The 14258-nt window shown below is 42.8% G+C and carries 10 protein-coding genes and 3 tRNA genes; 9 read left to right on the top strand and 4 right to left on the bottom strand.

Annotation, left to right across the window (positions count from 1 at the left end):
• Positions 1 to 599: 599 nt before the first annotated feature.
• From guaB to V6C21_RS00800, 8 genes are all read left to right on the top strand, one after another.
• Positions 600 to 2072 carry an IMP dehydrogenase gene (gene guaB, locus V6C21_RS00835; RefSeq protein WP_479268096.1) on the top strand — a complete coding sequence of 491 codons (1473 nt, stop codon included), beginning with the start codon at positions 600 to 602 and terminating at the stop codon, positions 2070 to 2072.
• Positions 2073 to 2244: 172 nt separating this feature from the next.
• Positions 2245 to 2321: transfer RNA gene (locus V6C21_RS00830), tRNA-Met, on the top strand.
• 73 nt (positions 2322 to 2394) lie between these two features.
• Positions 2395 to 2469, top strand: a tRNA-Glu gene (locus V6C21_RS00825).
• 40 nt (positions 2470 to 2509) lie between these two features.
• A tRNA-Val gene (locus V6C21_RS00820) sits at positions 2510 to 2586 on the top strand.
• Between the two features lie 488 nt (positions 2587 to 3074).
• Complete coding sequence (locus tag V6C21_RS00815) at positions 3075 to 3440, top strand: hypothetical protein (RefSeq protein WP_479268095.1); 366 nt, start codon at positions 3075 to 3077, stop codon at positions 3438 to 3440.
• 128 nt (positions 3441 to 3568) lie between these two features.
• Positions 3569 to 5068, top strand: a complete 1500-nt coding sequence (locus V6C21_RS00810) for a CDP-glycerol glycerophosphotransferase family protein (RefSeq protein WP_479268094.1) — start codon at positions 3569 to 3571, stop codon at positions 5066 to 5068.
• Between the two features lie 23 nt (positions 5069 to 5091).
• Positions 5092 to 5487 carry a glycerol-3-phosphate cytidylyltransferase gene (gene tagD / locus V6C21_RS00805; protein ID WP_034841846.1) on the top strand — a complete coding sequence of 132 codons (396 nt, stop codon included), beginning with the start codon at positions 5092 to 5094 and terminating at the stop codon, positions 5485 to 5487.
• A 630-nt stretch (positions 5488 to 6117) separates the two neighbouring features.
• Positions 6118 to 8673, top strand: coding sequence for a cadherin-like beta sandwich domain-containing protein (locus V6C21_RS00800; protein WP_479268093.1), 2556 nt, complete (start codon positions 6118 to 6120; stop codon positions 8671 to 8673).
• Between the two features lie 144 nt (positions 8674 to 8817).
• Here V6C21_RS00800 and V6C21_RS00795 read toward each other — a convergent pair whose 3' ends face one another.
• The 3 genes from V6C21_RS00795 to V6C21_RS00785 form a co-directional block, all read right to left on the bottom strand.
• Positions 8818 to 9363 carry an NADH peroxidase gene (locus tag V6C21_RS00795; RefSeq protein ID WP_034841783.1) on the bottom strand — a complete coding sequence of 182 codons (546 nt, stop codon included), beginning with the start codon at positions 9361 to 9363 and terminating at the stop codon, positions 8818 to 8820.
• Between the two features lie 48 nt (positions 9364 to 9411).
• The gene (locus V6C21_RS00790) at positions 9412 to 9828 is read right to left on the bottom strand and encodes an RrF2 family transcriptional regulator (RefSeq protein WP_034841781.1); all 417 of its coding nucleotides are present in this window, start codon (positions 9826 to 9828) and stop codon (positions 9412 to 9414) included.
• Positions 9829 to 10068: 240 nt separating this feature from the next.
• Positions 10069 to 11166: a D-alanyl-D-alanine carboxypeptidase family protein gene (locus V6C21_RS00785; RefSeq protein WP_479268092.1), complete on the bottom strand. Its 1098-nt coding sequence runs from the start codon at positions 11164 to 11166 to the stop codon at positions 10069 to 10071.
• Between the two features lie 358 nt (positions 11167 to 11524).
• On the opposite strand from V6C21_RS00785, the gene V6C21_RS00780 reads away from it, so the two are divergent.
• The gene (locus tag V6C21_RS00780; RefSeq protein WP_479268091.1) at positions 11525 to 13138 is read left to right on the top strand and encodes a peptide chain release factor 3; all 1614 of its coding nucleotides are present in this window, start codon (positions 11525 to 11527) and stop codon (positions 13136 to 13138) included.
• 69 nt (positions 13139 to 13207) lie between these two features.
• Here V6C21_RS00780 and V6C21_RS00775 read toward each other — a convergent pair whose 3' ends face one another.
• Entirely contained in the window at positions 13208 to 13618 is a 411-nt protein-coding gene (locus V6C21_RS00775) for a hypothetical protein (protein WP_045085823.1), read from the bottom strand.
• Positions 13619 to 14258: the final 640 nt, after the last annotated feature.

Below are 14258 nucleotides of genomic sequence, written 5' to 3'. Positions count from 1 at the left end.
AAATATTCCCCACACGATGGGGCTTTTTACATGGTAATTGATACCTTGTTCGACAGTTTTTGATTCGCAACGGGGGATATAATGCGGCCCAATTGACAATTTAGGATAAAATTTTTAAAAAGCAGCTTTGATTTTGGTTGTGTATTCTTATTGAAAAATAGAAAATAAAAGGTTACAATAATAAAAATACAGATTTTGCGGCTCTTATCAAAAAAATTGCGCCTTGGGAACAGCCGATTTTGCTGTTTTATCGTTTTTGCGGCAGTCCTGTGAACGGTTTTGATTACAAAACATTTCGCGGGACGTTTTATATAATTTGGACTGAACTAATACGAAGGCAGTGAGTAGGGCTGTTTTTAGTATTAGGCAAACGGTTTTCGTATAATCCTGTTTATCTACATGATGAAAGTGCCTGAATGCTCTGGAAGACGGTGACCGAACTGTTTTAAAGTTTTAAAAGGCCTACTGCGATACGTTTAGTTCGGCAGCCGCCGCTGGTCAGCAGCGGAGATTTATCCGGTTTCAGGTTACGTTGGCGGCAAAGTATTCCCGCCGGTTCTGTATTTTGAGTTTTTATTAATCTGAAAGGAGTGCTTTTTTTGATTAACACAAATTACGAAGAGAAATTTGGGAAGAAGGGGCTTACTTTTGATGATGTTTTGCTTATTCCTGCAAAATCGGATATAATCCCGCGCCAAATCAAGGTCAAAACAAGGCTTACCAAAAAAATATCGCTTAATATCCCAATCATTTCGTCAGCTATGGATACCGTAACCGAATCCAAAATGGCTATCGCAATGGCCAGAGAGGGCGGAATCGGCATAATCCATAAGAATATGTCGATAGAAAAACAAGTGGATGAAGTGGATAAGGTCAAACGCTCAGAAAACGGCGTAATTGTCAATCCTTTTTATTTGTCGCCGGAACATTATGTTTACGACGCAAATGCTTTGATGAGCAAGTACCGTATTTCGGGCGTTCCTATATGTGAGGGCAAGAAGCTCGTAGGTATCATCACCAACCGCGACCTCCGTTTTATCACCGATTACAACATAAAAATAAAAGATGTAATGACCAAAGAAAACCTTGTCACTGCACCTGTCGGGACGACATTAGAGCAAGCAAAGTCCATACTTATGAAGCATAAGATTGAAAAGCTGCTCATTGTTGACGATAACGGAGAGCTCAAAGGCCTTATCACTATAAAGGATATTGAGAAGTCTGTCCAGTATCCGAATTCAGCCCGTGACGCCAGCGGCAGGCTCCTCTGCGGAGCGGCTATCGGCGTGACGAAGGACGTTCTGAAGCGTGCAGAGGCTTTGCTTGACGCTCAGGTTGACGTACTTGTTCTTGACAGTGCACACGGCCATTCAAAAGGTATCTTAGAATGTGTCGAGAAGATAAAGTCGAAGTTCCCGGATGCTCAGTTGATTGCCGGCAACGTCGCAACGGCAGAAGGCGCTCGTGACCTCATTGAAGCCGGTGCGGACGCGGTAAAGGTCGGTATGGGACCGGGCTCTATCTGCACGACGCGTATTGTCGCAGGTATCGGTGTTCCTCAGATTACAGCAATCTATGACTGCGCATGCGTCGCCGCAAAATACGACGTTCCTGTAATCGGCGACGGCGGTATCAAGTATTCCGGTGATATCGTAAAGGCCCTTGCAGCCGGCGCAGATACAGTAATGATCGGTTCGCTGCTCGCTGGTTGCGAAGAAGCACCCGGTGAAAGCGAAATTTATCAGGGCCGCCGCTTTAAGGTCTATCGCGGTATGGGCAGCCTTGGCGCTATGGATAACGGCAGCAAGGACAGATACTTCCAGGAGGACCAAAAGAAGCTCGTTCCGGAAGGCGTAGAAGGAAGAGTGCCTTACAAAGGGCCGGTATCTGATACAATATTCCAGTTGATCGGCGGTATCCAAGCCGGTATGGGTTACTGCGGCTGCCACACTATTGAGGAGCTCCACCAGAACAGCAGATTCGTCCAGATTACCGGCGCAGGCCTCAAAGAAAGCCATCCTCATGATATCTATATCACAAAAGAAGCACCCAACTACTCAATCAATCCGTAATTATATTAGTAGTATCCCTGTCACTTCCGGCAGCCCGGAAAGCCCGCCGCTGCCGGGGTGAATATGGGTGGAATAGATTTCATACATATTATTTAATGCTTTTTGAAAAATAACTATTGACAAGACCATTGATAATAGTATATAATAAACATCGCCCCAGGCGGCATCACATGGCGGCGTAGCTCAGTTGGCTAGAGCATGCGGTTCATACCCGCAGTGTCGTTGGTTCGACTCCGACCGCCGCTACCACAGAAATCTCCCGACCCTAAGTCGGGCCGGGAGACTTTCTTTTGAAAAGTGATGAATTCAGGGGTAAAAAAATGGCCCGGTGGTCAAGTGGTCAAGACACGGCCCTTTCACGGCTGTAACAGGGGTTCGACTCCCCTCCGGGTCACCATAGTTCAAGTCCCCTGTTTTAAGCAGGGGCTTTTTCATAAGGACGCATAGCTCAGCTGGTTAGAGCGCTTGCTTCACACGCAAGAGGTCTTGGGTTCGAGTCCCGATGTGTCCACCATCAAAAAGCCGCAGCCTATCAAAGGCTGCGGCTTTCACTTTTTAATCAATAAATGCCTCAGCAGAAGCGCAAATTGACACATTAATCGTTTTTTGAAAGTTATCAAGCAGGGCTACCGGAATTAAGTTATAATTTTTTGAAGACTTCTTGCCTTTGGGTCTTTGCTTCTGGGTTTATATGTGCCGCCTTAAGATTTTCTTGACTTATGACGATAAACCTAAAGTAAACGATTTATATTATAGAAAATACATTTTATATTAAAGAAAAAACGGCCGAAGAACTCCTTGACTGAATAACAAATTGAAAGGAGCAAATACGTTATCCGCTCATGTATTCGGTTCAACATGAGCAATTCATTACAAGTTGCGAGCAGCTTATAAAGTGCATTAAAAAACATGAAACAATTGTGATACCGCAGTAATCCAACAAAAAAGGAGTCCTAATAGTGGGTATTGGCAAAAAAGAAACTGTAATTGCGGTTTCTCTCATTGATAAATCGTATAGAGCACTGTCCGGTAATGGAGAAGCAATATATAGAGAAGCTTAAGAAAAATTTTGCGGATTCACATTATTTCCCTTACCCGCGTGTTGAAAGCCAAGTTCTTACATCTGATGATGTAACAAACCATGAACGTGCTCAGAAACGTGCGGCAAGCCATAATAAGTTCTTTAAGTATTCTGCAACCGTAGAGGAAAACCGCAAGCTATTTGCTGGCTTTTTGGAAGATATGGACCGCCGTGGCGTGAAAATACTTTTGTATGTTCCCCCTGTTACCTCATACTATCGAAACCATCTCAATGATTATGGCGCTAAAAAGCTTGGGAAGATGCTGGTGAAGGAGCTTGGGCTTTGAAATGTTGTCCGGTAGCGGTGGCCTAATGTTTTCGTGATTTGTGACGATAAACATAATACAAACGTATTTATCATGCTTTGTACTAAAGGATATAGGTCATATACCTGCCGTCAAAAGTAATTCTAAAAATGAAAGTGAGAAAAGAAATGCGTTATTCGCTCTATGTATACCTTTATAACATGTGCAACACATTGCAGGAGGCTGCCGAATATATCCAAAAAAGCGATGGCGGGCCAATTTGCTATCAATTGTTGGCCAATTGCGTTCAAGTGATTGACAGGCTTAAAAAAACCTTGCAAAGCAACAAGGAATCTATACGGGATAAAAACATATTTGACCTACTTAAAATTATCAAAAAGCAATGTACCGACCTTCTTGGGACAGAGGGGAAGGGACTCAATCGCGAAGAGGTTTCTAAGCTTATTGAAAATATTATTGAATTCAAGAAACTTTATAAAGGCGCCATAGATATAACCTATCGCGTCGTTTTCTTTGCTGAATTGGGACAAAAATGGGATTCCATGAGCAGTGTTTACGACGCTTTTAAAAACAGAAAAGACTGCGATGTGGCAGTAGTCTTGGAACCGATATACCGCGCAGTAAATCTTGGCGGGACGGTCAAGACAGATGTAATATATGAGGATTACCTTACACCATTAGGTATTAAGCACATTCCTTATAAACAATATGATATATCGAAAGACAACCCTGACTTGGTTTTTATCAGCAACCCATATGAAAGCGTGACCTTGCCCCAATTCTGGCCCGTGAATATTGCGAAATATGCCAGATTAGTGTATCTGCCGTACTATACGGAAAGAGTAGTTGACGAGGAAAGTATTCAAGCCCATTGTTTGATGCCTGTCGTACAGTATGCTTGGAGAATAATTGCACAATCCCAAAAGATGAAGGATTTACATATAAAGTATTCGCCGAAGCACGGCGAGAATGTGCTTGTAACTGGTTTGCCCAAGTGGGACAATATTAATGAATTAAAAGAGAAGCCCAATTTGCCTGATGATTGGAAAAGCAAACTTAAAAACAGAAAGGTATTTCTTTGGAACAATCACTATAGAATTGACTCAGATTGGTCTACCCTTTTGGAGTATGGAAAAGCGATCATTGAACTATTTTCCAGCAGGAACGATATTGCGCTGATTTGGCGGCCGCATCCGATGACGGAGACTATTTTCAAACTGTATTATCCGCAGTATAAGCCTTTCTGGGATGGGCTTAAAGAAGCTGTGAAAAAGTCGGATAACATGGTTATTGACAAGAATAAATCCTATAATCTTGCGTTCCAATGTTCCGATGCGCTTATCACTGATTTTAGCTCTATTATGGCCCAATATATGCTGACAGAAAAACCGATTCTGTGGTTAAGGAAAGAGCAGGAGGCAAAAGAGAAAAGGTTTATCGACTATATGATTCGGATTGATTGTTTGGAGCAGGCTACAAGTACGCAAGAAATCGCTGCATTTGTAGACCGTATTGCCCATGGGATTGATGCGACGAAGGCGCAAAGGCTGAAAATAATGCAGGAGGATATGCCGTCGGCAGACGGGCATATCGGCGAAAGGGTATGTAATTTGCTTCTGGAAGAGCTGAAAAAAGAAAATGGGATATAATATATGACGAAAGAATGATGGAAATGAAACGTGTGATTACATATGGCACTTTTGATTTGCTGCATTACGGTCATATCAATCTTCTTAAAAACGCAAAAAAACTGGGTGACTATCTGATAGTCGCTTTATCGACTGATGAGTTCAATTGGAAAGAAAAACATAAAAAGAGCTATTTCTCATATGAAAAACGAAAAAGCTTGCTTGAGGCAATACGTTACGTCGATCTTGTGATACCTGAAACATGTTGGGAACAGAAAGAAAGGGATATTATAGAATATAAAATAGATATATTTGTAATGGGCGATGATTGGGCCGGGAAATTTGATTATTTAAAGGATAAATGCGAAGTAATATATTTGCCACGTACACCGGAGATTTCGACAACACAGATTAAGAATGATTTAAAAACATCGGGATAAGGCAATTTCTGTTGCCGAAAAGATTCGGGTAGGGGTATTGGATAATTGTTAAAATAGGATTATACAGCGGCCGGCGGTTTTAAATAACCGCCGGCCGTTTTTGTTTCTTAGCATATGGGGTGATTTATATTGCGGGGAACTAATTGAAAACTCAAAATCAGCCATTCATTCGACATAATATGACAAAATAAATAAAAATTCTACTAATTTCGTTGACTAAATAAGAAAAATTGTCTATAATTTACTTGTAGTTTTATATGATGTAATTACATTTTAAACCAATGCGAATGATGTTCTCTTATGCGGCGGTAGGGGTTGCCTGCCGCCCATTATATAGCAGAGAGTCTATAATCTGAGCAGATGTTTAGAGCTTAATTTCGGCATGGGAACAGACTTTCAACAAGCAGTCTTGCGGTGCTCAGAAGGAATGAGAAGGATGTGGCCTCTACCGAATCCGGCAGTATCGTATGATGGGTACTTCAAGGTCTGGTGAAATGAGCGAACAAGCAGGCACACTTAAAGTTGTCTGCAAATTATATTTTCAGAGGTTTGTATCCGATGAATAAGCTTGAACGAATACTGTTTGTTTCAGTACTTTTGTTCTTATTTTATTGCGGTCTGAGCGATTCAATGGCACTTAACGATCAGACCAAATTAAAGGATGCGGATCTTACACAAATCTATATTGACTGCGGCAGTCTGAGCCCTGAATTTAACACCGAGGAAACAAATTATACCCTATATTTAGACAAGCGGGAAAACATAACGATAATAGCGTTCGCAGTATCTCAGAATGCCGTCATTGAAATTAATGGCGTTTCCTGCAAGAGCGGATACCCGTGCACAATTTCAATGGACGAATACGATGACGCGCTATATATTAATGTGACCGCCGGCAGTGCTCAGAGACATTATACAATAAGACTTGTGTTTAACACACAAAATCTTCCCGCACTTAAAGGGCTGACTCTAAGCGCTGGCAGTCTCGATCCGGAATTCAACCCAGATGTCACCTGCTATTCAGTAACCGTACCGTACATTATTGATAATTTGCAGGTTACTCCGATAGCTAATGAAGTAGTGGACTGCATATCAATAAATAATACCTTGGTGGAAAACGGCAGCACTGTAAGTGTTCCGCTGTCAATAGGCAATAATGTCATAGCTATCACACTATTAGCGGCTGACTGCAGTACAAGAACTTATGTTCTCAATGTCGTGCGAGAAGAAATGCCGCCTCCGGCACTGTCCGGATTGAAACTGAGCGTTGGGACGTTAAGCCCCTCTTTTTCACCTAATAAAACTATTTATACGGCGATAGTTGAAAGCAAAATAAAGACGGTTGACATAACGCCAACAGGGAATATCGGCACAAAAGTTATTACAATAAACAACAACATCGTTCAAAGCGGCAGCGGCTATACCATCGACCTCGATTACGGCGAAAATATTATTTGGATTACGGCAGCAAATGAAACCGGCGCTTCAACAACATATATCCTGATAATTAATAGAAAGATGCCGGAATCGGGGACTCTTCAAGATCTTGAAATCAGTGCCGGCAAATTAAGCCCCTCATTTTCATCGTTACAGACCTCATATTCTGCAAATGTTGACAGCGACATTTCTGTAATTGAATTAACGCCTTTTGATGAGATTGAATCAGATAAAATCTTGATAAACGGCTTGTTAGTCGAAAGCGGAGAAAAATACCGCATGCCGCTTTTTGTCGGTGACAATACGGCGGTAATAACGGTGATATCACAAAGCGGTATAGTGAACAATTATACGCTTACCATAAACCGAAAAGCTGCAGACTCACCGGGCCTTTCATCGCTTCTTATAAGCGACGGTACGTTAAACCCCGCCTTCTCCACGCGTACACAGAATTATACCGCAAGAGTCGACTACAGCGTAAATAATCTTATAATTACACCAACAGCGCGGGACAATACTCAAATCATCACTATAAACGGTGAGCGTGTTCAAGACGGGACAAATTATACGCTGCCGCTGTCGGTAGGGCCCAATCACATACAAATAACTGTTTCAATGGAAGACGGCAGGTCGAAAACCTATAATCTCGACGTAACCCGAAGCGTTGAGGCCCCGTCCGGTTTAAAAGAACTTACTGTAGTTGGCGCTGAGCTTTCGCCGGCGTTTTCCAGCGATGTAACAACCTATTCTGCCAAAGTTGACAACAGTGTTTCAAATGTTTATATAAACGCTGTGCCTGACAGTGCTCAGGCAAAGGTGAAAATAAGCGGGACAACTACCGGGCACGTCAGCCTGTCGCCCGGCATCAATGTTATAACCATAACAGTGACATCTGTTGACGGTTCCACGAAAACATATACGCTTAACATCTTTCGCGGGTATAAGACAAAGGTGACGGTGAACTCAAAGAGCGGCGGGGACAGGTACATAGCCCAGGTGCCAGACTATTTGGAACTCGTTGACGACAGCGATAATTTTGAATTTGTACTGGGCAAGGATTCAGTCATAATATCGGCCAAAACACTGAAAAGCTATAAGGGAACAGGAAATTTGCTCGTTGTAAGCCGAGAAACACAGCAAGATATTCTGAATGCGGCGTCGGAACTCACAGATGATGATTGCTCGGCAATATGCGGAACAGATATAACAATTGAGGGCGGAACCGCTGTAGTCGGCAGCCAGATAAACGCAGGAGCGGTCATTTCATTCAGCAGCAAAGAAAAAAAGTATTTGGAGCAGGGGACACCGGTCGTTTATTATTACGATGCCGCTGCAGGTAAACTTCAAAACGTGGGAGCGGTGTTTGACCTTGACAACAAAACGGTGTCTTTTACGGCATTCAAATCAGGCTCATATATTTTCGCCGTCAAACTAAAATCGCCGTCGATAAACTACACTGTCAAAGCGGACGCTAAATATACGTCAACCGGGACAGCAAAGGCATTCAATGTCACGGTCAACCGCGAGTTATTGTCTTACCGGCTTAAAGACGCAAAGCTGATGGTTGTTACCACTCTTTCAAATGGAATGCAAAGCTATATGTTCATTCCGCTGGAAAAAGACAGCTCAACTGTCACTGTCATAATAGACAAGAGAGCCATTCACAGCGAAGTATACCTTATCTCCGGCAGCTTTGACGGGAGGAGTATACCAACTACTTATGCGCTGACCCAATATGTAAGCACCTAAGTGCCGGTATCTGATGGGGCAGGCAGTTTGTTTTATTACTATTGGCAAGCATATAAAATAAGCGCAAAGAATGAAAATAAAAACAGCTTTCGGTATAAACCGAAAGCTGTTAAACTTGCAGTATAATTGCTGCTATAGGTTTTATTACTTAAAATATCTGTCGAGGAGGCCCTTGAACGCTTTGCCATGCCTTGCCTCGTCTTTGCACATCTCATGTACGGTGTCATGGATGGCGTCATAGCCGAGCTTCTTGGCAAGAGTTGCAAGGTCCTTTTTGCCTTTGCAGGCACCGTATTCAGCTTCGACTCTCATTTCGAGGTTCTTCTTTGTATCCGGCAGTACTACTTCGCCCAAGAGCTCAGCAAACTTTGCCGCATGTTCAGCCTCTTCAAAGGCGATTCTCTTATAAGCCTCAGCAACTTCAGGATATCCCTCTCTGTCAGCCTGACGGGACATTGCGAGGTACATACCTACTTCAGAGCATTCACCAGTGAAGTTAGCCTTTAAGCCTTCGATAACCTGAGGATCAATGCCCTTTGCGACACCGATTTTGTGTTCATCGGCCCACTCCATCGCATCCTCTTTCTTTTCGGTGAATTTCTCACCAGGTGCTCCGCACTGAGGGCACTTCTCCGGCGGATTCTCGCCTTCATAAACATAACCACATACTGGACATACCCATTTTTTCATACCTATTACCTCCAAACTTTAATTATTTTAATATATTCAAATTTTTGACTACTTAAAATTTTGATTTAGCAATTTTTTAAAATTTATTGCTGACAACTCTTTAATCAGCTTATTTTGAACAGATTCAAGCGCCTTGTGCATTTGACAAGTTTTTGCCCTTCCAGCATTGCATGCGGATTCATCCCCAAGGCACTTGTTGATTATCACTGGGCCTTCAATGGCCTCCAATACATCCAGGATACTTACTGTTTCAGGTGGCCTTGTAATAGCGTAACCACCACCGTATCCTTTATAAGACTCGATTATGCCCGCGGCTGCAAGTTTCCTCAGCAGTTTTAAAAGAAACCTCTGAGGCACATTTTCATGGCTGGATATTGCTTTGGCCTCAATTCGTTTGCCCATTCCATATCTGTAAAGATAAAGGACAACTCTGAGAGCATAATCTCCTTCTTGAGTTATTCTCATTATCAAATCATCCTTTAAGGGTTGCCGAACGAATTCTGGCTTTAAAACCTCGCAGATTACAGCCGCAAATTAAAGCCATCAATCATCGGCCAATTGGAAAATGCCTTTGAGGAAATATACTGTTTTGGTATGGTTATAATATATACCATCTTTTCGTCCTTGTCAATACTTTTTTCAAAAAAATTTAAAAAAAATTACGGCCGAATTAATCGGCCGCTTTTTTTGGCTAAATATTTATTCTTATCTCTTTCTGATGGCAATTGTTTTTCGCCCAAAGGAGATAAGCAGAATAAAAAGGCAAACGGAGCATATAAGAACAATTGCCGGTCCAGCCATATCCTTATCCTTTTGGCCAGCATTCAGCTTGACGGACGACGGAGGTGGAACATTTTTAATTGGATTCGATGTGGTTTCCGCCTGCACTTTTTTTAGAGGTGAGGCCAGATATTGGGCTGAAGAAGTGTCGATTTCTTTTGCAAACGCGTAATCAAGAAGTGCCCGTGTGTCTTTATAGACCGTATTGCCGTTGCTGCTTTTTAAAACAACGCAGATAAGCGTTCGCCCTTTTCGTTTTGCTGCCGTTACCAGCGTGTGGCCGGACATGGTTTCCCAGCCGGTTTTTCCCGCGATTGTCCCTTCATATTTGTAAATCGTGTTTTTCATCATTTTGTGCAATGTTGAAAACGCGATAGGCTCACGCTTATTTGTAGCCGGCATAGTATAGCTTTTTGCGCCGAAATATTTCATAAGGGCTGGCTCTTGAAGGGCCTTTTTTGTGATAATGGCCATGTCATATGCACTTGTCACGTTGTTTTTGTCGGGAAGCCCGCTGGGGTTAGAGAAATGACTGTCAACCGCGCCGAGTTCCTTTGCGCGCTCATTCATCATATTTACGAATTTCTCTATTGTGCCCCCGATGTGCAGGGCAAGCGCATTCGCAGAGTCATTTGCCGAGGCGAGGAACATGGTATAAAGCGCTTCTTCCTGCGTTATCACTTCGCCGTCCTCGAGGTAGATGCGTGCCGCGTCGCTGGGCATTCCCTCGCCTATGTTCCCGTTAATCGTTATAATGTCGCTGTCGTGCCCGTTTTCAACCGCGACCAGCCCTGTCAGTATCTTTGTTATACTGGCAGGATACATTTTTTGGTGCATATTTTTGTTGTAGTAAATATAACCCGTATCCGCGTCGGCGACAATTGCGGCTTCGGCGGTTATCTGCGGGGCGGACGGGTCTGATGCGGGGTCAGCAGCCTTTGAAATCAAGGCTGCACCGCTGCTTGCTGTTATATATGTAAATAGCATTGAAAAAGCCATAGTAACTACTAATTTGCTCTTCATTCTATTTCAGGCTGCCTGCCTGGCCCTCCGGTATCTAATTTTATAAATATCCTTTATATTAATGAAATTATTAAAATAAAGAAAATTCTTTAGTGTTTTAACTAAAATTTTATCATAAATTAAGCTGCCTATCAAGTAAATTAATAAAATAGTTACAAAAGTGTATCAATTTTCTTGCTTTTCGGGAAACCTGCAAAATAAGAAATCATGGGATTGCGCAAAATAATGCAGGGATTACGGCAATGATACAGGATTTGTGCTGCGATTTCTGCATATCAGAAAATAATAGTGGAGATTTCTGCTGAAAAACGCTATAATTATAAAACGGTGAAAAAATCATTAAATCATATAAAGGTTGATGTTAGTGTCAAGTGATAACACGTTACTAAACGAAATTAATCGCAGAAGGACTTTTGCCATCATATCTCACCCTGACGCGGGAAAAACAACGCTTACCGAAAAGCTCCTGCTTTACGGGGGAGCGATAAGGCTCGCGGGCGCGGTCAAAGGGCGCAAGGCTCAGAAACACGCGGTTTCTGACTGGATGGAAATTGAGAAGCAAAGAGGTATTTCCGTCACGTCGAGCGTTATGCAGTTTGAATATGAAGGTTTTCACATAAATATCTTGGATACCCCTGGACATCAGGACTTCAGTGAGGACACATACCGCACGCTCGTGGCGGCGGACAGCGCCGTCATGCTTATCGACGGCGCAAAAGGCGTCGAGGCGCAGACAATCAAGCTCTTCCATGTCTGCCGCATGAGGGGTATACCGATTTTTACCTTCATCAACAAAATGGACCGTTTCTGCAAAGACCCGTTTGAACTGATGGAGGAAATAGAGAATACCCTCGGCATAAGGTCATGCCCGATGAACTGGCCGATAGGCAACGGCGTAGATTTTAAGGGCGTTTATAACCGGAGCAAGGCCCAAATTGAGCTTTTTGAAAACTCCGGGCATGGCCAGAACATAGTCGCTTCCGAGGTCGGCAGTGTGGGCGACGAGCATTTCCGAGAAGTAATCGGAGACAAGCTCTATGACAAGCTCTGCGAGGATATTGAGCTGCTCGACATGGCGGGCGACCCGTTCGATCTTGAAAAGGTAAAACGCGGCGAGCTGACCCCGCTTTATTTCGGCAGTGCCATGACCAATTTCGGGGTACAGCCCTTCCTTGAGGATTTCTTAAGATTGGCTCCGCCGCCGAGCGCCCATAAATCAGATATCGGAGAAATAGCGCCGGACGGCGACGAGTTCTCAGGTTTTATTTTCAAAATACAGGCGAACATGAACCCTGCCCACCGCGACCGTATCGCGTTTATGCGCATCTGTTCCGGAAAATTTGAGAAAGATATGATTGTAAAGCAGATGCGGACAGGCAAGACAATCAAGCTTTCACAGCCCCAGCAGTTTCTGGCGCAGGACAGAAACGCGGTTGAAGAGGCATATGCGGGAGATATAATCGGTCTATTCGACCCGGGCATTTTCAAAATCGGCGACACGCTCTGTTCACCAAAGCTCAACTTCAATTTTGAAGGAATACCAATGTTCCCGGCCGAGCATTTTGCGAATGTATCCATTAAGGATGCAATGAAGCGCAAACAGTTTTTGAAAGGCATGGAGCAAATCTCGCAGGAGGGAGCCATACAGCTTTTCAAACGGCCTGACGCCGCATATGAAACACTGATAGTCGGCGTTGTCGGTGTCCTGCAGCTCGAGGTGCTTGAGTACCGCCTTAAGAATGAGTACGGCGTCAATATTATAATAGAAAGGCTTCCCTTTACCTATGCCAGATGGACCGAGCCGGGAAATCTGACGCCCGACCAGCTTGGATTTACAGGCGATGCTATGCTCGTCACCGACCAGTATCAGCGGCAGGTTGTTTTGTTTGCAAACCAGTGGATAATGAACCGAATCGAAAATAACAATCCGGATATAAAGTTCCTCGAAATACCGCCAGTATATAAAGAATAAACAAAAAACCCAGTGATGTTAAATCACTGGGTTTTTTGATACAAAGCCGGAGCCAGTATAACTTTATATTTACTGCGGTATCGACTTCCGCGGAAATATCAAATTGATAACCGCAATATAGAGAGGGTAGGCAATCCATATGCCAATCAATATAAGGCCTAATACAGGAGAAGGCTCATCTGCCCGATTGGTCATAGGGAATAGGCAAGAGAATAAAAATGTTAAGATTACATAATAAGGCAGCCAAAGGATCAACAGTATGTATCTCATCTTTCTTTTGTCCAGATACTTCTTTGTTAAAACGCATAGTGCGATCGTAAAGAGGACAAATAAGATTAAAACCGCTATCCCGTTTATAGCGAAACTAAACCAATGTGTTATTCTCTCCAAACGATATGCATTTACCATCAGCTCGGTCTGCGCAAATAGGGCAAAGCCATATAAAAGCGCCATGAGATTCAACCTTGCAAAGTATTTCATATAAAGCACCATCCCCGAAATTTGATTTTTTAGGAAATATACTGATTGAATTTTACTATAATTTGGGAGTGATGTAAACAGGTATTTGTCGATACGTTGCGGCGCGCTGTGAAGAAAGTGGGATTGAAGATATGGCTGCCGTGAGGGTATGTATATGTGGATTATATGGAAAACAGTATTAGGTATAATAAATAGAGAAATTATTTTCCGATGGTTAACGGCTGGTTAATAAAATTTTAATAATTTGGCACTATAATATAAACATACTTTTTCATTTCTCTTTCTCCTATGCTTATAGATATTCCCCCTTTCCGGTCGGGACCGGAAAGGGGGAACCTTTTTATAATCGGATGGTGAATTTGCCCTCGCGGATGTTTTCGGCCATGCTTTACATTTGGTTAAATATATGGACAAAAAGGGAAAGTTATGTTAAAAATAGAATAAGATGACGGAGAAAAATGAGGTATTTAGGCTTTCGCCTTTTAAATTTAGCCGCTTTTAATAAAATTCGCATGTAGGATTACAATAGATGTGTTACACTAGCGGATAAAAAAAGATAGCGAATAGGAAAAGCCTGTGCTATAGTTGAGCTGCAACCCACCAACAAAGCAAGGAGGTTTCCTATTCGCTATGAATAAGA

Origin of the sequence: [Clostridium] cellulosi (assembly GCF_036762875.1) — a bacterium.
Classification (GTDB): Bacteria; Bacillota; Clostridia; order Oscillospirales; family Ethanoligenentaceae; genus Ruminiclostridium_D; species Ruminiclostridium_D cellulosi.
Note: the sequence above shows the minus strand (reverse complement) of the source record. Positions and strands in the feature narration are given on the sequence as shown.

What these genes read in the sequence shown, in the direction of transcription:
- V6C21_RS00810 (WP_479268094.1), top strand. Translation starts at nt 3,569, where the DNA reads ATGAAAGTGAGAAAAGAAATGCGTTATTCGCTCTATGTATACCTTTAT.
- tagD (WP_034841846.1), top strand. Translation starts at nt 5,092, where the DNA reads ATGAAACGTGTGATTACATATGGCACTTTTGATTTGCTGCATTACGGT.
- V6C21_RS00800 (WP_479268093.1), top strand. Translation starts at nt 6,118, where the DNA reads ATGGCACTTAACGATCAGACCAAATTAAAGGATGCGGATCTTACACAA.
- V6C21_RS00795 (WP_034841783.1), bottom strand. Translation starts at nt 9,363, where the DNA reads ATGAAAAAATGGGTATGTCCAGTATGTGGTTATGTTTATGAAGGCGAG.
- V6C21_RS00790 (WP_034841781.1), bottom strand. Translation starts at nt 9,828, where the DNA reads ATGAGAATAACTCAAGAAGGAGATTATGCTCTCAGAGTTGTCCTTTAT.
- V6C21_RS00785 (WP_479268092.1), bottom strand. Translation starts at nt 11,166, where the DNA reads ATGAAGAGCAAATTAGTAGTTACTATGGCTTTTTCAATGCTATTTACA.
- V6C21_RS00780 (WP_479268091.1), top strand. Translation starts at nt 11,525, where the DNA reads ATGTTAGTGTCAAGTGATAACACGTTACTAAACGAAATTAATCGCAGA.
- V6C21_RS00775 (WP_045085823.1), bottom strand. Translation starts at nt 13,618, where the DNA reads ATGAAATACTTTGCAAGGTTGAATCTCATGGCGCTTTTATATGGCTTT.